Annotated in this window: 12 protein-coding genes and 5 pseudogenes; 9 read left to right on the top strand and 8 right to left on the bottom strand. The window is 61.0% G+C overall.

Going from position 1 to position 21,004, the window contains the following annotated elements:
- The first annotated feature begins 4 nt into the window (after positions 1 to 4).
- From B0G80_RS23970 to B0G80_RS48165, 4 genes are read left to right on the top strand one after another with little or no spacing between them, the layout of a single operon-like run.
- Positions 5 to 3,148, top strand: a complete 3,144-nt coding sequence (locus tag B0G80_RS23970; RefSeq protein ID WP_116120231.1) for an efflux RND transporter permease subunit — start codon at positions 5 to 7, stop codon at positions 3,146 to 3,148.
- Positions 3,149 to 3,194: 46 nt separating this feature from the next.
- On the top strand, positions 3,195 to 4,691 hold the full coding sequence (locus tag B0G80_RS23965; RefSeq protein ID WP_116123690.1) for an efflux transporter outer membrane subunit: 1,497 nt from the start codon (positions 3,195 to 3,197) through the stop codon (positions 4,689 to 4,691).
- Positions 4,688 to 5,497 carry a carboxylesterase gene (locus B0G80_RS23960; protein WP_116120229.1) on the top strand — a complete coding sequence of 270 codons (810 nt, stop codon included), beginning with the start codon at positions 4,688 to 4,690 and terminating at the stop codon, positions 5,495 to 5,497. The genes B0G80_RS23965 and B0G80_RS23960 overlap by 4 nt, the downstream gene beginning before the upstream one ends.
- Positions 5,498 to 5,513: 16 nt before the next feature.
- A complete protein-coding gene (locus B0G80_RS48165; protein WP_116120227.1) occupies positions 5,514 to 5,921 on the top strand; it encodes a DUF3331 domain-containing protein in 408 nt (135 codons plus the stop codon).
- A gap of 945 nt (positions 5,922 to 6,866) precedes the next feature.
- On the opposite strand, the gene B0G80_RS23950 is transcribed toward B0G80_RS48165, so the two are convergent.
- The 5 genes and pseudogenes from B0G80_RS23950 to B0G80_RS23930 all read right to left on the bottom strand — a co-directional run.
- Entirely contained in the window at positions 6,867 to 7,529 is a 663-nt protein-coding gene (locus tag B0G80_RS23950; RefSeq protein WP_258879006.1) for a hypothetical protein, read from the bottom strand.
- A gap of 81 nt (positions 7,530 to 7,610) precedes the next feature.
- A pseudogene (locus B0G80_RS23945) lies at positions 7,611 to 8,054 on the bottom strand (transposase); the annotation flags it as partial.
- 62 nt (positions 8,055 to 8,116) lie between these two features.
- Positions 8,117 to 9,670: a group II intron reverse transcriptase/maturase gene (gene ltrA, locus B0G80_RS23940; protein WP_258879005.1), complete on the bottom strand. Its 1,554-nt coding sequence runs from the start codon at positions 9,668 to 9,670 to the stop codon at positions 8,117 to 8,119.
- Positions 9,671 to 10,334: 664 nt separating this feature from the next.
- Positions 10,335 to 10,619: pseudogene (locus tag B0G80_RS23935) on the bottom strand (IS6 family transposase); the annotation flags it as partial.
- Positions 10,620 to 10,812: 193 nt separating this feature from the next.
- Positions 10,813 to 11,463, bottom strand: a pseudogene (locus tag B0G80_RS23930) (transposase); the annotation flags it as partial.
- Between B0G80_RS23930 and B0G80_RS23925 the strand changes: the two are divergent.
- A pseudogene (locus tag B0G80_RS23925) lies at positions 11,456 to 11,560 on the top strand (IS6 family transposase); the annotation flags it as partial. The pseudogenes B0G80_RS23930 and B0G80_RS23925 sit on opposite strands and share 8 nt — an antisense overlap.
- Before the next feature lie 616 nt (positions 11,561 to 12,176).
- Positions 12,177 to 13,493, top strand: coding sequence for an MFS transporter (locus B0G80_RS23915; RefSeq protein WP_408968166.1), 1,317 nt, complete (start codon positions 12,177 to 12,179; stop codon positions 13,491 to 13,493).
- A 97-nt stretch (positions 13,494 to 13,590) separates the two neighbouring features.
- Here B0G80_RS23915 and B0G80_RS23910 read toward each other — a convergent pair.
- The 3 genes and pseudogenes from B0G80_RS23910 to B0G80_RS23900 all read right to left on the bottom strand — a co-directional run.
- Positions 13,591 to 13,758, bottom strand: a pseudogene (locus B0G80_RS23910) (porin); the annotation flags it as partial.
- A gap of 458 nt (positions 13,759 to 14,216) precedes the next feature.
- Positions 14,217 to 14,738 (bottom strand): RES domain-containing protein, encoded by a 522-nt coding sequence (locus B0G80_RS23905; RefSeq protein WP_116120221.1) that lies wholly within the window; start codon positions 14,736 to 14,738, stop codon positions 14,217 to 14,219.
- On the bottom strand, positions 14,735 to 15,142 hold the full coding sequence (locus B0G80_RS23900) for a DUF2384 domain-containing protein (RefSeq protein WP_116120219.1): 408 nt from the start codon (positions 15,140 to 15,142) through the stop codon (positions 14,735 to 14,737). The genes B0G80_RS23905 and B0G80_RS23900 overlap by 4 nt, the downstream gene beginning before the upstream one ends.
- 428 nt (positions 15,143 to 15,570) lie before the next feature.
- On the opposite strand from B0G80_RS23900, the gene B0G80_RS23895 reads away from it, so the two are divergent.
- The 3 genes from B0G80_RS23895 to B0G80_RS23885 all read left to right on the top strand — a co-directional run bounded on the left by B0G80_RS23895 (position 15,571) and on the right by B0G80_RS23885 (position 20,923).
- Entirely contained in the window at positions 15,571 to 16,704 is a 1,134-nt protein-coding gene (locus tag B0G80_RS23895) for a substrate-binding domain-containing protein (RefSeq protein WP_116120217.1), read from the top strand.
- Positions 16,701 to 19,532: an ATP-binding protein gene (locus B0G80_RS23890; protein WP_116120215.1), complete on the top strand. Its 2,832-nt coding sequence runs from the start codon at positions 16,701 to 16,703 to the stop codon at positions 19,530 to 19,532. Before B0G80_RS23895 ends, B0G80_RS23890 begins: the two co-directional genes overlap by 4 nt.
- Positions 19,533 to 20,152: 620 nt before the next feature.
- The gene (locus B0G80_RS23885) at positions 20,153 to 20,923 is read left to right on the top strand and encodes an IS6 family transposase (protein ID WP_116120213.1); all 771 of its coding nucleotides are present in this window, start codon (positions 20,153 to 20,155) and stop codon (positions 20,921 to 20,923) included.
- Positions 20,924 to 21,004: the final 81 nt, after the last annotated feature.

Genomic DNA, 21,004 nt, shown 5'->3' with positions numbered 1-21,004 from the left:
AACCATGTCCCAATTCTTCATTCGACGTCCGGTCTTCGCATGGGTGGTGGCGCTTTTTTTCATCCTGTTCGGCGTGATCGCGATTCCGCAGCTGCCGATCGAACGATATCCGTCGGTCGCGCCGCCGACCGTCACGATTACCGCAACCTACCCCGGAGCCACGCCGCAAGCCATGAGCGACGGCGTGCTCAGCATGATCGAGCGTGAACTGTCCGGCGCCAAGAACCTGCTTTACTTCGAGTCCTCGGCGGATACCTCCGGTTCCGCGCAGGTCACGGCCACCTTCAAACCCGGCACCAATCCGGCGATGGCGCAAGTCGACGTGCAGAACCGGCTCAAGGCCGTCGAGCCGCGTCTGCCCGCCGTGGTCCGTCAAAACGGTCTGATCGTGGAGTCGGCGGCCTCCGGCTTCCTGATGATTCTCGGCCTGCGCTCCGACAGCGGTCGCTTCGACGAACTGGCCCTGAGCGACTATCTTGCGCGCAACGTGATCGAGGAACTGCGCCGCATCGACGGCGTGGGCCGCGTGCAACTGTTCGGTTCCGAGGAGGCGATGCGCATCTGGGTCGATCCGGCCAAGCTGATCAACTACGGTCTGTCGATGAGCGACCTGACCACGGCGATCGGCCAGCAGAATGTCCAGATCGCGCCCGGTAGTGTGGGCGCATCGCCGGCATTGGACGGCCAGAAGGTGATGGTTCCGCTGACCGCGCAAGGTCAGTTGACGACCCCGGAGCAATTCGCCGCGGTCGTGCTGCGCGCCAACGCCAACGGCTCCAAAGTCGTGCTGAGCGATGTCGCGCGGGTCGAACTCGGCGCGCAGTCCTACGGCTTCGCCAATCGCGAGAACGGCAAACCCGCTACCTTCGCCGCCGTCCAGCTCGCGCCGGGCGCCAATGCGGTCAAGACCGCGGACGCCGTCAAAACGCGGCTCGATGAGTTGAGCAAGACCATGCCGCAGGGCATGAGCTATTCGATTCCGTTCGACACGGCGCCGTTCGTCAAGATTTCGATCGAGAAGGTGATCCATACGCTGATCGAAGCGATGGTGCTGGTGTTCCTCGTGATGTACCTGTTCCTGCAGAACGCGCGCTACACGCTGATCCCGGCCATCGTCGCGCCGGTGGCGTTGCTCGGCACGTTCACGATCATGGCGGCGCTCGGTTTCTCGATCAATGTGCTGACCATGTTCGGCATGGTGCTCGCGATCGGCATCATCGTGGACGACGCCATCGTGGTGGTGGAAAACGTCGAACGTCTGATGGCCGAAGAGGGCCTGTCGCCGAAAGACGCGACGATCAAGGCGATGAAGGAAATCACCGGCGCGATCATCGGCATTACGCTGGTGCTGACCGCGGTGTTCATTCCGATGGCGCTCGCGAGCGGTTCGGTCGGCGTGATCTACCAGCAGTTCACGTTGTCGATGGCGGTGTCCATTCTGTTCTCGGCGTTTCTGGCGCTGACGCTGACCCCGGCGCTGTGCGCGACCATGCTCAAGCCGGTCGATCCCGCACACCATGAAAAGCGCGGCTTCTTCGGCTGGTTCAACCGCCATTTCGAACACGCGACGCAGTGGTACGAGACACGCGTGGGCCGGCTGATCGGCCGCGCGGGACGGGTGATGCTGGTGTTCGTCGCGATTGCCGGGGTGTTGGTATTCGCGTTCCGGAGTCTGCCGTCGTCGTTTCTGCCCGAGGAGGATCAGGGCTATTTCATGACCTCGATCCAGCTCCCCGCAGATGCCACGACAGAGCGCACGCTCAACGTGGTCAAAGCGCTCGAGCAGCACGTCGCGTCGCGTCCGTCGATCCGCTCCAACATCTCGATTCTCGGCTACGGTTTTTCAGGCTCGGGACCGAACGCCGCGCTGAGTTTCAGCGTGCTCAAGGACTGGGACGAGCGACACGGCGCGACCAGCCGCGACGAAGTGGCGCTTGCCCAGCGGGCCATGGCCGGGGTGACCGAAGGCGCGGTGATGAATCTGTTGCCGCCGGCGATCGATGAACTCGGCACCAGTTCGGGTTTCACGATGCGTTTGCAGGACCGCGCCAATCAGGGCGAGGCGAAGCTCAAGGCCGCCGAGGTGAAGCTGCTCGAACTCGCGGCACAGAGCAAGGTGGTGAGCGGCGTCTATCCCGACGGGCTGCCGGCCGGCACCAGCATTCGCCTCGACATCGACCGGCAGAAGGCCGAAGCGTTGGGCGTGTCGTTCACCAGCATCAGCGACACGCTGTCGGCCGCGATGGGATCGACCTACGTCAACGACTTTCCGAACGCCGGACGTATGCAGCAGGTGATCATTCAGGCCGATGCGCCCGCGCGTATGCAGATCGACCACCTGCTCAAGCTTTACGTGCGCAACGTGACCGGCGGCATGGTGCCGCTGTCCGAGGTGATTCGCCCCGTATGGAGCGGAGCGCCGCTGCAACTGGTGCGCTATCAGGGATTTCCGTCCGTGCGGATTGCCGGCGGCGCCGCGCCCGGTTCGTCGAGCGGCGCGGCAATGGCCGAGATGGAGCGGCTGGCCGCGCAATTGCCGCCCGGCTTCGCGGTTGCCTGGACCGGGCAGTCGCTGCAGGAGCGACAGTCGGCCGCCCAGGCGCCGATGCTGATGGCGCTCTCGATGGTGGTCGTGTTCCTCGTGCTGGCCGCGCTCTACGAGAGCTGGGCGATTCCGCTGTCGGTGATGCTGGTGGTGCCGCTGGGATTGCTTGGCGCGGTCGCCGCCGTATTGCTGAGAGGCTTGCCCAACGACGTGTTTTTCAAGGTCGGCATGATCACCGTGATCGGCTTGTCCGCCAAGAACGCGATTCTGATCGTCGAGTTCGCCAAGCAGTTGCGCGAGCAGGGCAAGGGGCTCGTGGAGTCGGCCGTGCAAGCCGCCGGGTTGCGGCTGCGCCCGATTTTGATGACGTCACTCGCGTTCGGCCTCGGCGTGGTGCCGTTGATGATCGCGGCGGGCGCCAGCGCCGAGACACAGCACGCGATCGGCACGGGCGTGTTCGGCGGCATGGTCGCCGCGACGGTGCTGGCGATTTTCTTCGTGCCGGTCTTCTTTGTGTTCGTGATGGGCTTGCAGGAGCGCTTCACGCGGTGGAGCGCAGGGCGCCGGAAAAGTGCGCCGTTGAACCAGGAACAAAAGGGCTGAAGCCATGACCTTGCTCATTCTCACAATCGATAAAAAAGTGGATGCCATGCGGTTGCTCATTCTTCCCGTCGTGCTGGCGTTGTCGGCCTGTTCGCTGGCGCCCGCGCTGGTCAAGCCGGCGCTGCCGGTGCCGACGGCTTATACGGATCAGGCGGCGATTAAACCTGCGAATAACGCTGCGGGCAACCCCGCCAACAACTCTGCGAATAACGCGAGTCCCGACGCCCACCCGCTGGCCGCCGACCTCGGTTGGCGCGCCATGTTCGGCGACCCGCGACTGCAGCGTCTGATCGAACTGGCGCTGAACAACAATCGCGACCTGCGGCTCGCAGCACTGAACGTGGAAGCGGCCCAGGCGCAGTTCGGCATCCAGCGGGCCGCGCGCTTGCCGTCGGTCGAGGCAGGCGGCAGCTTCACGCGGCAACGTACGGCCGCCAATGCCAATGCCGATCCCGCGATCCCCGCGTCCGAGCAGAATCAGGTCAGTCTCAATGTCGGACTGAGTGCATTCGAGATCGACCTCTTCGGTCGCGTGAAGTCATTATCCGATGCAGCCTTTGCCCGCTATCTGGCAACCGAAGAGGGGCGCCGGGCAACGCAAATTTCGCTGGTCGGCGCAGTGGCCGACGCGTACTTCGCGCAGCGTCTCGCGCAGGAGCAACAGCAATTGGCGCAACGCACGTTCGAAGACTGGCGACAGTCGCTCGACCTCGCGCGCCGGCTTAGAGAGTCGCATCAAAGCAGCGGCGTGGATGTGGCGCAGGCCGAAGGCCAGGTCGCGAGCGCCGAAGCGGACCTGGAGGCGCGTACGCGCACCGTGGCGCAGGCCCGCAACGCATTACGCCTGCTGGTGGGCATGGAATTGCCGGCGGATCTTCCCGAGCCTTTGCCGCTGGAACGGCAACCTGTGGTAACGCAACTGCCACCGGGTTTGCCGTCCGAATTGTTGTTTCGCCGCCCGGACATTCTTCAGGCCGAGCAGAACCTGGTGGCCGCCAACGCAGATATGGGCGCGGCGCGAGCGGCGTTCTTTCCGCGCCTCTCGCTCACCGCTTCCCTGGGTTTCATCAGCCCGGCCATGCGCAGCCTGTTCGACGGAGGTCAACGCGCGTGGAGCTTCGCGCCGCAGGTCACGGTGCCGCTCTTTCAGGGCGGCAGGCTGCGCGCGGAATTGCGTCTCGCGGAGCTGCGCAAGTCGAGAGCCGTCGCCGACTACGAACGCACAATCCAAGTGGCATTCCGAGAGGTCGCGGATGGCCTCGCGGGCAGCAAAACCTACGGCCGGCAAATCGACGCCCAGACGCGCGTAGCGGCTAGCGCCGAACGTCGCGCGGATCTTTCCGATCTCCGCTATCGCGCGGGTGTCGACGGACGGCTCGAATTGCTGGACTCGCAGCGACAACTGTATGCCGCGCGTCAGACGTTGCTGGAGTTGCGACGCGCCGAGTTCGGCAACGCCGTGGCGCTCTACAAGGCGCTGGGCGGCGGACTGACGGATACCGACCTCCGTCCCGCCGACGGCACGGCCCGGAGCGGAGCATGAACGATCAACCTGAGAACACCGGTGGCGCGGAAGTCGTGCTGCTGATCCACGGACTGGGCGGCACGCGACACGATCTGGGCCGGCTTGAGAGCCGCATCGCCGCCATGGGCATACCGACAGCCGACCTGATGCTGCCGGGTCATGGTAGTCATCCGCATCACCTGCGCGACATATCGCTCGACGCATGGCTCGACGCCGTGCGTCAAAAGCTGGCGGCGCTGCGTCAGCGGTACCAGACCGTCCATGTGATGGGTATGTGCATGGGCGCGCTGCTCGCGCTGGAGGCGGCCAAACTGGGAGGCCTGGGACGCAACGGCCGCGACCGGCTGATCCTGCTCGCGCCGCCTCTATTCCTCGATGGATGGTCATTGCCGTGGTATCGATCCGTTCGTTATCTGCTCTATCGCATTCCGCTCTTGGCCCGGTACTTGAGGATCAACGAGCGGAGTCCCTATGGCGTCAAGAATAAACGGCTGCGGACCGTGCTGGAGCAGAAATTCTCGAGAGGAAACAGCCGCCATTACGCATGGGTGCCGTTGAGCACCATCCGGGAACTCGACCGGTTGCGAGTGAGCGCGATGCAAGATCTGGAGTGCGTGCAGTGCTCGACATTGATCATTCACGCCGTGGACGATGAGCTGACCAGTCTGAAGTCGGCGCAGTACATTCGCCACCGTGTCAATCGCGAACAGACCAAGCCGAAAGTTCGCCTCGCCGTACTCGCCGACAGCTATCACATGATCTGTATCGACAACGAACACGAAGAAGTCGCCCGCCAGGTGACGGCATTTCTTGCGACCGCGTAGCGGCAGGAGCTTCGATATGAACGACGCAGACGATTTAAGAATCTGGGCGCACACGCTCGACCGGATTGCTAGTGGCAAAGATCCGGTGATAGCGCTAGCCGGTTCCCCGGTAAGAACGTCACGCGCGGAGCCATGTAGTCTGACGAACGACGTCACGCCTGTCAGCACGCGAAAAATCAGGCTGCTGGAGCGCCCGACCTGCACCACGGCGATCCTTTCATGGAGCGATTCGACGTCGTGCCGCTACGGGTATCAGCGTTGGTGCGTATGCCGCGCGGAGAGAGCCGGTGTCTGCGTGCTGAGTAGATTGCTGGTAGCGAAAGGGGACGAGGTGTACCGGCCGCGTCTGGCGGGACCCCGGCCGCGAAATGCCGATGCGATGATCCTGCGATGGGTCCTGGAGTGTGGTTGCGCGAGGCCCTGACGACGATAGCGGACAACGCTGGCGGCAATGAGCTCATAGTGGCGGGCTTACGGACGCTGCGATACGTGACGACCCGGGGTCATCTCATCGGGTGGCATTGGCTTGCATGATTTTGTTCTTCCTGCAGCACCGACAAATAGCGGCTCGGACCGTAGCGAAAACAAATTTGCTTGAAGAAATTTTGCATGACGTTGTTCCTTTAACGGACTATTGAAGCAATTTTGTAGCTTTGCCGACGCCCGGGCCGGACTTTGGATGAGACCCAGCGCTGTCTAACGTTACATGTCGCTCAAGCCTCGAGTGCTTCAATCGTATTGGCAACCGCCAGTCGGACTGCCGGACGCTGCAAAAGCAGATGCAGATGGAGACCGGCGCAGGCTAGGCGGCCGTTCTTTACTCGGACAAGTGGGAACAAATGCACGCAAAAATTCGGGAACAAAAGTTTGCAAACGAACGACCGCCAGCAAGTGTTCTTCGCAAAATACTTAACTTGACACAAAAGAACTGACCAACATTTGATATGTAGTGCGAGTCGTATCTATGGCCTCGTAAATGAACGTGGAGCTAGCGACCGTTCACCAACAGAGCTGTTGAAGGGCGCCGCATCTTTATGAAGCAGCTTGAGGATACCGGGCCCGGTGACGATGCGTGGTTAAAAAAGCGTCTCATATGGAAACTAGCGCCCTCCGGCAGGAATCTACAAGCTCGACAGGAGGGCGGAATCTGGCTTCCGTCGCATGCTACCGTTCACACGTGCTTAGTTCGTGCTGTGTCATCCTTGAGCCGCAGGTCAGCAACCGGCCGCCAAAAGCAGGCGGTCGAAATTTTCTAGACTGGCTGCTTCAGTGTAAGCCTATTCATTGGGGACGCCGACCGCTAATCGCTCTCCAACCGACGCAGCGGATTCAAATATCCGGGGTCACAGAGCTACCGACGCGTGTGGACTTAGAACCGCTTGTAGGCTTTTAGCAAGGACTCAGGGATGGATGTCAGGTTGCCCCTCGCCCGGGAACATGCGACGTATAGCTTATTGCGTGTCTGCCCGTTGATGTTCCGGAAGCCGCCTCCGTGCCAAGCTTTTACGTTGCCGGGGTTCAGGACCACACATACATCTTGGTATCGGTCGATGCCCTTCGAGGCACCCCAGTTTTGAGAAAAAGAGCCGTACTTGTGATGCTCCTTGTAGAACAGTTTGACCGTACTGGGATCCTCGTAAATGGCCGCGACCGCCGCCGGGTCATCCTCGAAGCGAACTACGCTGGATCGATCGTCGTGCGCCTCAATGTCAATGCCGATCCGTTGCGTGATGAAATCGCAGACGCTCTTGCTGCAGCGACGACTCTTCTTGACGCTGTCGGTGTCGATCGTCCGCTTGGCCTGCTTGAACTTGTCCCTATAGGCGCGGTAGTCGTCATGAAGGGTAGCATTGACGTTGCCATCATGGCTCGTGTCGAACGTGTGCTGGTAGAAGTCGCCGACGAAGGTCATCGAACGCGTATACTCGCGCGTAGGGTATTCGTTGTTGATGAGAGAGCTGTCGATCAAAAGGTGCCGCAGCGGCTTCTTGTAGGGAAAGACGGCCTCGTCCGTGAAGGTTAGGAAGTGCACGCCGTAATATTCGAAAGGGAAGTTCGGTTTTGTCGCGATAACGATTACAGCTTGAACAAAGCGTAATATCAGTAGGAATACTTACACTGCCAACGAATAGAATTGCTCGGCTGCAGTTTTGATGTCGCGCTCGTCCTGCATCTGCCCTTTGCGAATCATGTGCATCAGCTCGATGCCGGAACGAATAATGCGCGCGCACCGGAAACTCTTGAAACCCATCATCGGCGTGACAATGCGTTTGACGGCTCGATGGTCCCGCTCGATGACGTTGCTCAGGTACTTGTTCTGCCGGATCTTGATTGGCGTTGGCCGTTCTGCGTTGAGCGCTTCGAGCGCGGCCAGATTGGCACCACTCTTGTCCGCGGTGACAGTCTCGGGTTCACCATTCTGGGCAACCGCCTTCTCGAAATGCCGGCGCGCAGCGGCCTTGTCACCATGGGCGCACAACAGGAAATCGACCGTGTTGCCCTCCGTGTCGACGGCCCGATACAAGTACTTCCAGTGGCCTTTGACCTTGAGTGGAGTAAGAAACAGGGCGTAGTCGAACTATTTCCCTGTTTCTCCTCCCCGAACCGGACTTGCACCTCTCAGCGCATCCGGCTCTCCATTGAGGTGTCGCTCATAGCAAAGGCAACATCAGCGTAGCGCGACTCGATGGTGCGGCGTGTCTCATCGCGCAATATGTACGGATTTTCAATGGGGGTTCGCCAAGTGAATCGCCCCTTGCGGCTGGTGACGAGGCGCCGAAGCGCCACTTCACCGTACCGACCCCGACTATCCAGGCCTTGCAGCACCCATGTCGTGGCCCTCCCCGGTTCAGGGGCCCGGATATGATCGCGCATTAGCGACCGGAAGCCACGCCGGTACTTGTGCGCAAGCCAATATCCTCGCTTCCAGAAGACGGTTCGGTCCAACCTGCTAAACAGGGTCGCCGTGTAGTCGGTGTACTGGTAGAAGGTTGCCCATCCCATCAGTTGCCGATTCAGGCTTTCCACCATATCCATCCGGTTCATGCTGTAATTGCTTGACAGCTGTTTGATCAGCCGCTCGGCAAAGCCCCGATACTTCTCCCACGGAATTGTCGTCACCGGTCGCATGCTGCCGCGTGGTCCGCGCTTGCGAATGATTCGATGGCCGAGGAAGACGAAACCGTCATTCACATGCGTGATATGGGTCTTCTCCATATTCAGCGTGAGCTTCAGCTTGCCTTCCAGGAACTCCCGACACGCTTCGCGTATTGCTTCGGCGTGCGCGCGGGTTCCTTTTACGACCACCACAAAGTCATCCGCATAACGACAGTAGGATACTGCTGGTTTCCACTGTCGATTTTCCCGCACAGCAATGGGCCGCTGTTTGAGAACAGCGAAGTTCCACGCCCACCGGTCCTTGCGTACCTTCTTGTTCAGGAAGTTCGTTTCCATCCACGCATCAAACTCATGCAACATGATGTTGGACAGCAGAGGCGAGATAACTCCGCCTTGAGGAACACCTTCACTAGCAGCACGGAATAGACCATGATCAACGCAGCCCGCCTTGATGAACTTCCAGAGCAGGGCAAGAAAGCGCTGATCGGCGATGCGCTTGCGGATCCCCTTCAGTAGCAGGCGGTGATGAACGGTGTCGAAGTAGCTGGCGAGGTCGCCCTCGATGACCCAACGTCCCGCAGCACTCTGCTCATCTCCAGCCGTTAACTGAAGTCTCACCATGCGCACAGCGTGGTGTACGCTGCGGGCCGGTCTGAAGCCATGTGAAGCCGGGTGGAAATCACTCTCCCAGATCGGCTCCATCGCCATCAGCATGGCCCGTTGAACAATTCGATCCCGCAGACTCGGGATGCCGAGTGGCCTGAGCTTGCCGTTCGCTTTCGGGATGTACACGCGGCGCGCCGGTAGCGGACTATACGAGCCCGCCAACAGTTCGTCGCGTATCGTCGCCAGTTCATGCTGGAGATTCTCCTCCATCATGCGCTTGCTGACACCGTCCACACCCGGCGTGCGAGCTCCGCTGGAGGCCAGCGTAATGCGAGCCGCTTCGCTCAGCCAAATCCTGTCGGCAATCAGTCTCAGAAGTCGATCGAACTTGCGTTCTTTGTCCTCCGTCGACCATGTCGCCAGTTTGCTTTGCATTTCACTGATTATCAAAGGTCTTCACCTCACTATGGTCAGTTAATCAACCCAGCAAACCACTTCAACTGCCTCCCTTCGCCATGTAACCGGCTTTCCCGGCCTCGGACTACTACAGAGGCTCCGCCAGCCTGCATATCATCGGGGGCACACTCCCTTGTCATTTATGCAAGCCTTCCCCAGTTCACATGCTGGACTCAACGCATGGGCGAGGTTGCCTATCGCAGTCTTTATCCTTGCTTGCCGCAAGTCGTCGCAGACACCACGGTCTAGCTGCGCGCTCTCCGTGGTTCCAGTTGGCCGGCATACATCTCCAGCCAGCGTTCGCGGCATCAGTCCATACGTGTGACCGGCGCCGATCCGCGTCCTGCCTCTTAAGCGGTGTAGGCAGGGGTGACGATTCAACCCTCAGATGCGTTTCAATAGGTTCGTGTCCCTCAACCGTCCCATGCTCAGCCTAGAAGCTCATCTTGGCGTAACCGCTTCGCCGCAAGCTCCGTTTCCCACGGACTTCGTCACCTTGCTAGTGTCAGCAAGTCACCGCCGCTTCGGCTCACTTTCTCTCGCAGCAGAGAAAGGGCATGTCCCGGTACTGCGACTTCAACTCCACCGGGTCCTGCATTCCAAACATGCTCAAGCAACTTCACCCCCATGTGGGCGGGCTACGTTGGCTGGGCGTACTATAAGTCTCGTCCATGCGCCAGCTCTTGCCGACCGGGTGCTTGATTCGCCGAAATGCCTTTTCGAACAGAGGGACGAGCTTGATGCCCCACCGGTGCACACTCGAGTGATCGACCTCAATTCCCCGCTCGGCCATCATTTCTTCGAGATTGCACAGGCTCAGCGAGTACGCCACGTACCAGCGAACACACAGCAGGATCACGTCCAGCGGGTAGTGCAGCCGCTTCAGTACGTTGCCAATGCCGGCGGGCAGCGTCTTGCGCGGCGTCTGCGTCTTTGCCATCATGCTTCTCGTGCGTTGCGCTCGACGGATTTTACTTGACTGCGTTAATGCGACAAAACCGGCCGGTGTGGGTCCAGCTTGTGTGGAAACTGGTTTTTCGCGGCTATGCGAGCGATTGCCGATCAGGTCAATCTCGTTCGGCCCAGACAGCTTGCACCGATCGACCATCGCGTGCGCAACAAAGCCCCTCAGGGCCTTAGCTTTCGACCATCTTCATAGCCTTCAATGTTCCCCGAACGCCGAGTATGTTCATGACGCGCTTGAGGTTGTAAGCCAACACCTGAAGGCTCATCTCAGTACTCACCCGCCTGAGCGTCCTGGTCAGGAAGTGTGCGGGGCCCATCCAGTGCTTGAGCGTGCCGAAGACATGCTCAATGGTACTTCTGCGGATGGTCATGGCGTCAGACTTCCGGTCGAGCCGACGCTGCATCACTTCAAGCACATTCTCGTGCTCCCATCGCCGAATTCGACGATAGTCAGACGGTGAACATCGTTCCTTGAGGTGGCAACGTGGGCACGCGCTGGGCCAGTAGACTCGCAGATTCAGGTCATGCTCGACAGTCGTGAATCGATGGATCGCCCGCTCCCCAGCGGGGCATCGATATGTGTCGCTTTTCGCTACGTAGATAAAGTCGGCCTTCGTAAACAGACCTTTTTTCCGGGATGCCGACGTGAGCGGTTTGGGAACATACGCGCTGATGCCATTCAGATCGCATGCCCTTATCTCCGGCCCGCTGAAGTAACCGCGGTCCGCAACAACCTTCAGCTTCGATCTGCCCATCGCGCGCTTCGCGGATACCGCCATTTTGCTGAGTTGTCCATGATCGTTGCCGACATTCGTTACTTCAGGCATCGAAGTGATGAACATGATCAGAAAAGGGCAGATGAAGGACGACGGAGTCGCGCAAACCGCCGCCGCCCAGTTCTATTCGCTGATGGCGTAAGGAATCCTCACCATGGTGGGATTTTTCGTCTCGTCGGCCTTATCGCGACACAACCGAAGGAGGCGAACATCACTGCCGCTGTACGGAGGCACTCGTCGCGGACGAAGTTGGCGACCGACGGATCATTCTGCTTATGCAGCTCGCTATCAACTTTCTGAATTGTCAAAGACGCGTCATGCGTGCCGTGACGACTGAAGTCCGCACTTAAGAGCATCGTGCGCGCAGCATTCAGGACATAGCACTGCGCGCGCAGCGCGGATAGTGTGTCTACCCCCATGCGTACAGTCGTCAAACGGCCCCGGCTGCGGTCGCCAGTACGCGCTTCCGCACGAGTTTGCGCGGAAGATTGCGGCGGCAATGGCGAAAGTTAGTGTTGGGAAGTATGCTGACAACGCATGGTCACCGTTCATGGGGCGCTCCACAGGCGCAACGGCATCTACCGCGGCGCAGCGTTACTGAATTCGGCGATCGAAAAACGACAGAAGAGCGGTGCACGGTGGAACCGGATTGACGCTGTTGGCGGTTCGTTTGCAAAGTGCGGTGCCGTCGGGTCAGCAAGGCAAATGCTCCGGACCTGCCGGCTCACAAGACAGACAAACGCAAGGAGACAGTAATCATGAACCCTTCAACCGGCATGGCGGCCGACGCACCCAGCCCGCCCCGCTCAAAGGTCGGCGCCGTTTTGCGCGTCACCAGCGGTAACTTCCTCGAACAGTTCGACTTCTTTCTGTTTGGCTTTTACGCCACCTACATTTCGAAGGTGTTTTTTCCGACAAGCAGCGAGTTCGCCTCGCTGATGTTGACGTTCGCCGTGTTTGGCGCGGGCTTCCTGATGCGGCCGTTAGGCGCCATCGTGCTTGGCGCCTACATCGATGAAGTCGGCCGTCGCAAGGGCCTGATCGTGACGCTAACGCTCATGGCGAGTGGCACGATACTCATCGCCGCTGTCCCCGGCTACGCAACGATCGGCATGTTGGCGCCGGCGCTGGTGCTGATCGGCCGGCTGCTACAGGGCTTCTCGGCTGGCGCCGAACTGGGCGGCGTGTCGGTCTATCTGGCTGAAATGGCGACGCCGGGCCACAAGGGCTTTTATACGAGCTGGCAGTCGGCAAGCCAGCAGGTCGCGATTGTGGTTGCAGCGGGGCTCGGCTATGCACTCAACAGCTGGATGTCCGCGGCGAGTATCGGTCTGTGGGGCTGGCGCATCCCGTTCTTTATCGGCTGTGCGATCGTACCGTTCCTGTTCGTGTTGCGCCGTTCGCTACAGGAAACCGAGGAGTTCAAGGCGAGGCAGCACCATCCGAAGACAAAGGAAATCCTCGCGACGATGATGGCGAACTGGCAAATCGTGTTCGCCGGCATGCTGCTGGTTGCGATGACGACCACCACGTTCTATCTGATTACCGTCTACACGCCGACGTTCGGCCGGGCCGTCCTGAAACTTAGCACCGCCGACAGTCTCGTCGCTACGCTGTGCGTTGGCGTTTCCAATTTTATCTGGCTGCCGATTGGCGGTGCGCTGTCGGATCGTATTGGACGCCGGCCGCTTCTGATCGGAATCACGGTACTTGCCATTTTCACCACCTATCCGGCGCTTTCATGGCTGGCGGCAGCGCCGAGCTTCCTCCGGATGCTGCTCGTCCTGCAGTGGCTCTCATTCTTCTTCGGCATCTACAATGGGGCAATGGTCGTCGCGCTGACTGAAGTGATGCCGGTCAGTGTCCGCGTGGCAGGGTTTTCGCTGGCATACAGTCTTGCGACAGCGCTCTTCGGCGGATTTACACCTGCAGTGTCGACATTTCTGATTGAGGTCACGCATGACAAGGCTGCACCGGGATACTGGATGAGCTTCGCCGCGTTGTGCGGGCTGGTTGCGACGCTTGTCCTGTATCGTCGCGGTGGCGCGGTGGAACGTTCGGCGAAAGTGGTTTGACGGTAGCCGGTAGCTCAGTCGATAGACGTCATTCCCGGCGCCCGGCGTCGGAGTGGTGAGGCCTTGCCAGACGGCGCTTTTTTTTGATGGCCACGATTGCGCTGGCAAAAATACCGTTGCTGAACAGTTTCTTCGACGCCACGCCATTGTTATAACGCGTACCGGTCGCGCTGCCCGCATAGTAAATCATCTGCTTGAAGTTGTTCGCCTTCGTCCAGCCGCCTTCTTCCGTCGTCAGCCGTGCACTGCGGTACGGGTCACCATAATGGCTCGAATGTCGCGTGACGGTCACGCGGAGTGTCCGGATTCAGTTCGCCATTGGGCGTGATGATCGTCTTGCGGCTCGTGCCGTTGCGGTGGCCGATCGACACACCCCGAGATGATATCCAAGATCTGACGCCAACTCGTTGCGTCGGTGGCGCTGCATGGGTAGCGGCGATCGCGCAGCTGGAAATGACTGTTTTGGGAAGAAACGGCTGTCCGCAACGGGACCGCTGAGAGACGTTGATCCGCGATCAAGTCACGCGCTCGCCCCCCGCGGGGGATTCACCGCTGGCAGGTCGAAGCGCGGTGAACGTCGATTCGAAGTTGCAGGGGCTGGGCGTCGGGCATAAATCGGGGCAGTCATCCCTCCCAGTTGACCGGCAAGCCTTCGAAGGAACGCCATCGGCGCGGTCGGTCTGATTTGCCATCAGGGGAGTGGTCCGCCTGCGGTTCGGCCTTCTACATCCACGACGTTTGATTTCGGGGAAGCGCGTGCTGCGGGTCGTACACCTCGAGCCGGTCTGTCGACCCAAGCTCGTCCACGTAGAGCACCAGGTTCGCTCCGTGCGGCGACAGATGTGAGCTGAGCAGAATCTCTTTCGCGCCCGCAGCCACGACTTCGTCACCGAGTACCCAGCTCGGTGGCTCGATGCGCTGATTGAACCAGCAACCTCGCCAGTCGCAATAGAAGTCTTCCCAGAGTACAGCCCATTTGTCGCCTTGATAGCCACCGGTGAAATCGACAACAGGGTCGATGCTCAGCTGGTAACTGACGAGCGTGCCGGGTGGCATCAATGGCGAGACCTGCTGATTTTCCCGTACGGCAGTATCGAGATCCAGCGCAAGGTAGAGGGCGGCGAGTCCGACGCGATTTGCCCGTCCTCCATGCTTGCCCGCGTCGGCGCCGCTCGTAGGTGCGACTGCCCACTTTGGCGCGTGCATGCGGTAGGCCGTGATGCCGGAAATGGCGGTGAGGATCATCCTGCCGCGCCTGCTTCGAGAGACGAAACGTAGCGAAGAAGGTCGTCAGTCCGGCCATCGGAAACCAGTTGCTCCGCCGTCCTGTAGTCGGAGACAGGTAAAGGTTCGTTCCTGTACCAGAAGAGGGCCTGAGTCACGTCCCCGCAAATGTCCGTCGCCGCGCGGATAACACGGAGAGCTTCGCGCAGAAACCGCTGGACGCTTTCAGACGCGGGTTGACGACTGAGCGTATTGCGATGCACGTGCGCCTGCTGGGCCAGCGTCTGCAGGTCGATATGCAGCGCCTCGCCGAAGCGACGGGCCGAGACGACCGGCGCAGGACTGTCCGGGTCGCGCAGCGATGCCATAAACTGTTCGAAACTGGCGCCTGCTTTCGGGCTGACGACGGGGAATTCTGGGTTCATTTCAATCTCGGTGCACAATATGTGCACAATATTAGCGCGAGTCGTGAATTCTGGACCAGATGTGACGCGCGATTCGCGCAAAAGTGTCGATTTCCGCCGCGCAAAGGCTCGCTCGCAGGTACAGCTCTTTTCTCCACCAGAAACGTCAAGGCATCAGGACGCTGATGAGCATGAGCCGCGCGTAGGTTAAGATGCGCGTACGATGGAAAGCGTCGACGATTGATGCGTCACCAAATCCCCCGCCCTCGCCCGTAGCGTTATCGATCTGACGAACGGTCGTCGCTCCACTTTCGCCAGGCGGTAGCGCATGACCGATGCAATGCGGCCATCGGAGGTACTATCTTGTCCGCAGGGCCACCCTGTGCGCAGGATTTGGGTGCATCGCCAATGGCGGTCAATCAACCCCGATGAGACCTTGGGGGAACGGCATGAGGGGCTTGCTTCTGGCGTGGGAATGCGTGTGTGTGCTGTCAGTTGCCGCGGCGCAGGGTCTGCCGGCTGCCCCCGTGCCCATGACTACGGTCGCCGCGAAGGACTATTTGGCCGAAGCGACTCGCGTCGTCAATGCCGCAGCGCAACCCGCGGCGCCATGGAACGGGCCGCGCACCGGGCCCCGCGCCGAGCTTCGAAAACGTGTCGCCATCGTCGCCGAGGATTTGCGCAACGGCGGCATCGTCGGCGTGACCGACGGTGTGCTGGAGGCGGCCAAGGTCATCGGCTGGAGCGTCAAGATTTTCGACGCGGGCGGCACACCGGACCTGCGCATGAAGACGCTTGCGAAAGCACTAGCAAGTCGTCCTGACGGTCTGATCATTGTCGGAGGGGACGCACGCGCGCTGCTGCCAGGACTGCGGCCGTTTGCCGAGCGGAGCATTCCGATCGTCGGCTGGCACGTCGCGGTCCAGGCCGGACCGGTGCCTGGCACGCCCGTGGCGATGAACGTGGCGACGGACCCACGCGAGGCCGCGCGCGTGACCGCGCTAGCGGCCATCGTGCAGTCAGGCGGGCATGCGGGAGTCGTCATCTTCACCGACTCCAATTTCCGGATTGCGCAAGGCAAGTCGGATGAAATGGCTGCCGTCGTGCGCACATGCCACGACTGCACGCTGCTCGAAGTGCGCGACGCGGCGATCTCGCGCAGCAAGGAACTGATGCCGGGCACGACACGCGACTTGCTCGCGCGGTATGGCAAGCGCTGGACGTATGCGCTGGCCATCAACGACATCTACTTCGACTACGCGGCCCCGGTGCTGACCCAGGCCGGTATGCCGAACGCCGCCGTCGCCATGCTGTCGGCTGGGGACGGCAGCGAGTCCGCATTTCTGCGCATCCGCACGGGCACCTTCCAGACGGGCACCGTGGCCGAGCCCCTGAATCTGCACGGCTGGCAGTTGGTCGACGAGATGAACCGGCTGTTAGCCGGGGCGCGGGTCACGGGCTACGTGGTCCCGGTGCATCTCGTGACGGCGGAGAACATCGCCGCTGACGGCGGCGATCGTCTGCTCTACGACCCGGACAACGGCTACCGGGACATCTATCGCCGCATCTGGCAACGCCCGTGAAACTTCCACGCCCCCTTTCGCTCACAGCCCAACTCACGCTGGTGGTTTCGTGCCTGGCGACTTTAGTGGTCGCGGTCGGTGCGACGACCATTTACTCGCTGGCCGGTTCGGCCCACGCGCTCCGCCAGTTGGCCGACGAGCGGTTGGCGCGCCAGGAGGATGCGCAGGACCTGGCGCAGCGTACTCTGCTGATTGAGCGCCTGGCATTGCAGTTGTCCAGTGACGAAACGGCTGACGCTGTGCGAGAGACGCATCGGCATGTCATCGAACAGTTGGGAGCGTTCGACCGTCTGGTGGACCGGCTCGCCTCCGCGACCACGAGCGATGACGTCGGTCTCGACGCGCTGGCGCTGCATCGATCGAGCCAGCGCTTTCGCAACACGGTCAACGTCGAGGCGCAAGTGCGGGAGACCGCGCTGGGTGCGGGAGCGGCGTCGGCGTCCGCAGCGCGGCCGGGCGCGTCGCTGGCCGGTCTGGACGACGATCTGCGCCGCCAGGCCGACGCCCTCGCCGCCGCGGCGCGCGACCAGGCGGATTATTTCACGCGCGATTACCGGAAGGCGGTCCAGTATCTGGCCGACAATCTGGAGCGCACGCGCAGGTGGGTGGGCGGCGAAGTGGCGGTGAGCCTGCTGCTGGCCTGGCTGATCGCCCGGGCATTCCTCGGTCGCCACGTCGTGGCGCGCCTGCGCCGGGTCAGTCACTTTCTGCGGCACGGTGATGTCGGCGGCGTCCAAGCTGGCATCCCAGTTCACGGCAGCGATGAGATTGCCGATATGGCGCGCGCCGTCGAGCGGTTCCTCGAAGATCGGCGGCAGCGCAGGCAGGCCGAGGATGCGCTGAAGAAACTCAACGCCGAACTCGAGGTGCGCGTCACGCAGCGCACCGCCGAACTGAGGACCGCGCTCGCGGGCCAGAAGGCCGAAATCGTCGAACGGCAGCGTGCCGAAGAGGCTGCACGAGCAAGCGAGCACTTTCTGGACAGCATCATCGAGAACATCCCCGACGTGATCTTCGTCAAGGATGCGGCGACGCTGCGCTTCGTGCGTTTTAACAAGGCGGGAGAGCAATTGCTCGGTGCCCGGCGTGAGGAACTCATCGGCAAGTCTGTCTACGACCTGTTTCCGGCGCAGGAGGCGGATTTCTTTGCGCTCAAGGATCGTGACGTGCTCGAGTCTCGACGCCTGGTCGACGTGCCGGAGGAGCCCGTTCACACCCGTTACGGGCCACGTACGGTGCACACGATGAAGATTCCGATCCTCGACGTGCACGGAGAGCCGCAGTTCCTGCTCGGTATCTCGCGCGATATCACGGAGCAGAAGCGTGCCGACCAGGAACTGCGGCGCTACCGCGAGCATCTCGAAGATATGATCCGCGAGCGAACCGTTGAACTGGCCGTCGCCAAGGAACAGGCCGATGCGGCCAACCGGACCAAGAGCGACTTTCTTGCGCACATGAGCCACGAGGTGCGCACACCCTTGAACGGGATTCTGGGCTACGCGCAGATTCTTAAGCGCGATAAGAGCCTCGATCAACGCCAGATCGACGGGATCACGGTGATCCAGCGCAGCGGCGAACACCTGCTTGCGATCATCAACGACATCCTGGATATGGCCAAAATCGAGGCCGGCAAGATGGAGCTCAACCTCTCCGACATTCTGCTCGAGCGGTTCATCTACTTCATCGCCGAGACGATTCGGGTGAAGGCAACGGAGAAGGGCTTGGCCTTTACTTGCGAGATGGCGCCGGATCTGCCGGCGGGCGTGCGGCTCGACGAAAAACGGCTGCGCCAGGTGCTGCTCAACCTGCTCTCCAACGCCATCAAATTTACCGAAGAGGGGAGCGTGCGCCTGCGCGTCGGTTGCCTGCCGCCCATGCGGCTGCGGTTTGAAGTGCAGGACACCGGCATCGGCATAGACGAAGCGCGTCTGGAGACGATCTTCCGGCCTTTCGAGCAGGTGAGCGATGCCCAGCACCGGGTTGGAGGCACGGGGCTGGGCCTGGCCATCTGTCGCCAGCTCGTGCGCCTGATGGGTGGCGAGATCCACGTGGAGAGCCGTCGCGGCGCGGGGAGCGTCTTCTCGTTTGAACTGTTGGCTCCGGTGGTGGCGCCTCAGGCAGTTGTCGTCCCGCCCGAGTGGACGGCAAGCGGCTATAAGGGGCCGCGCAAGACCATCCTTGTCGTGGATGACATTGCGGCAAACCGCGCGGTGGCGGTCGATATGCTTGGCCAGCTCGGATTCGACATGGTGCAGGCCGGCAACGGACAGGAAGCTCTGGAGAAGGCCAAAGCATTGCGGCCGGCGCTAATCCTGATGGATATCGTCATGCCCGGGATTGACGGGCTCGAATCCACCCGGCGCCTGCGCGAAATACCGGAGTTCCGGGATCTTCCTATCGTTGCGCTCTCCGCCGGCGCCTCGGGGAGTGATGCGGCGAGAAGTCTGGCGGCCGGTGCAAACGCCTTTCTTTCAAAACCGGTTGAGTTCAGTGCGCTGTTGTCAAAGATTGCGACCCTTCTGAGTATCGAGTGGACTAGCGAAGTTCCGCAGGCTCAAGCCACCGTAGCGGACTCAACGGCCATACACGCCGCAGATCTTTCCACGGCGACCTTGATCGGGCCGCCGCCGGGCGAGATCGAAACGCTGCACCAACTGGCGCGACTGGGCGACATGCGTGCCATCGTGGAACATGCCACACACGTAATCGGTCTTGACGAGCGCTATCGTCCTTTCGCCGACCACCTTTGCCAGCTAGCAAAGAATTACCAGTCCAAGGCAATCCTCCGCTTCGTCGAGCAATACCTGGAAAGGAGGCAAGTCCCATGACTGGGGCCGCAGACGGCGTGTCCGGAGGGCGTGACGGAAGTTGTGGTGAACGGTGGTCAGTTTGCCGCTCCGGGCAAACGTGTAGATCGGATCCAGTACAGCCGAGCCCTTCGGAGTTACGAGAGCCACATTGCGGGCGTCGATAGTCTGTATCGCGTCAGCGAAAGGCCATGAGGGAACGTTCGATGAGGCGGCAAGTTTTTTGAGGCGAGCCGAAACGGATCGACGGCACACATTTTACTGGCAGGGAGATGCGGCTCTGATTGGGCGGGCTGCACCCCCGAGCGGCGTAAGGCGTGTTCCGGGGGAGGCAGATTGCGCGTTGCGTAAATCCACCACCAAACGATCCGGAGACAAGCCGTGCGTCGTTGTCGGCCGGAGATCATGGCGCGTGTGCGTCACGCCTGGCACCGAACGCCGTTACGGTCGCGTTAAAAGCCGAAGAATGCGTGGATCCTGGCGCACTTCTACGGCCATGCTGATTTAAATGCGCACCGCGTCTTCATGAGCAGGATTCAGAATATAGTTGAAGGCAAACGGCATCAATGCACTCGGCACCTTGAGAAGGGCCGAAGTGGCGTGCGTTGGGCACTCGGTTCCGGCATCCAGCGTCCACGGCGTTGTCACGTTACCGTGGCGGTCGCGTAAGATGTCGCGATGAAAAGACGAACTCGCTCTACCACGGTCACCGCTTTCCCGCCGCAGTCATCAGTTGCGCGGTGCGTTGGTATTTCCGCTTCCAACTGAGCCTGCGCGATATTGAGGAATTGCTGTTCGAACGCGGCGTGGTGGTGAGCTACGAGACGATCCGCCGATGGTGCGACAAGTTCGGCGTGGGCTTCGCGCATCGCGTCAAGGTTGCGCGCCGCAAACCAGGCAGCACCTGGCATCTCGATGAGATGTTCGTGACGCTGCGCGGTGAGCCATACCTGCTGTGGCGGGCCGTCGATGAGCATGGTGCCGAACTCGAGATCCTGTTGCAGAAGCGGCGCGACAAGGCTGCAGCCAAACGTTTCTTCAACCGCGTACTTCGCTCATGCCCTGTGCCGCGCAAGATCGTGACCGACCAGTTGCGCAGCTACCCGGCCGCAAAGGCCGACATTCCCGAATTGGCGAACGTCAAACACGTGTTCGTTAAAGCCGCGGCGCGCGTGAACAACCGAGCGGAGAACAGCCACCAACCGACCCGCGAACGCGAGCGTCGCATGCGGGGATTTCGCGATTGCAAACGCACGCAGGCATTCCTCTCGTGTTTCGGTCCGATACGGCAGCATTTCGCGCTCAAGCGGCATCTGCTGCGGGCTTCGCTCTATCGAAAACACCTCGCGGCTCGATTCGCTGCGTGGCACGAATTCACCGACCTCACCCAGAATCCGTCGAATGCTTGCTGAGCAATGATGACCTCTGCCACCATTTCGTCTTGCTACCGGCAAGTTGACAAAGCCGTGGCGACAAGTCCACGCAGTCCGAGG

This window comes from Paraburkholderia sp. BL6669N2 (assembly GCF_003387275.1).
Taxonomy (GTDB): Bacteria; Pseudomonadota; Gammaproteobacteria; order Burkholderiales; family Burkholderiaceae; genus Paraburkholderia.
This window is presented reverse-complemented; position numbering and strand designations above follow the sequence as displayed.

Excerpts from the sequence above, each read along its gene's own strand:
- B0G80_RS23970 (WP_116120231.1), top strand. The coding sequence starts at position 5 with ATGTCCCAATTCTTCATTCGACGTCCGGTCTTCGCATGGGTGGTGGCG.
- B0G80_RS23965 (WP_116123690.1), top strand. The coding sequence starts at position 3,195 with ATGCGGTTGCTCATTCTTCCCGTCGTGCTGGCGTTGTCGGCCTGTTCG.
- B0G80_RS23960 (WP_116120229.1), top strand. The coding sequence starts at position 4,688 with ATGAACGATCAACCTGAGAACACCGGTGGCGCGGAAGTCGTGCTGCTG.
- B0G80_RS48165 (WP_116120227.1), top strand. The coding sequence starts at position 5,514 with ATGAACGACGCAGACGATTTAAGAATCTGGGCGCACACGCTCGACCGG.
- B0G80_RS23915 (WP_408968166.1), top strand. The coding sequence starts at position 12,177 with ATGAACCCTTCAACCGGCATGGCGGCCGACGCACCCAGCCCGCCCCGC.
- B0G80_RS23905 (WP_116120221.1), bottom strand. The coding sequence starts at position 14,738 with ATGATCCTCACCGCCATTTCCGGCATCACGGCCTACCGCATGCACGCG.
- B0G80_RS23900 (WP_116120219.1), bottom strand. The coding sequence starts at position 15,142 with ATGAACCCAGAATTCCCCGTCGTCAGCCCGAAAGCAGGCGCCAGTTTC.
- B0G80_RS23895 (WP_116120217.1), top strand. The coding sequence starts at position 15,571 with ATGAGGGGCTTGCTTCTGGCGTGGGAATGCGTGTGTGTGCTGTCAGTT.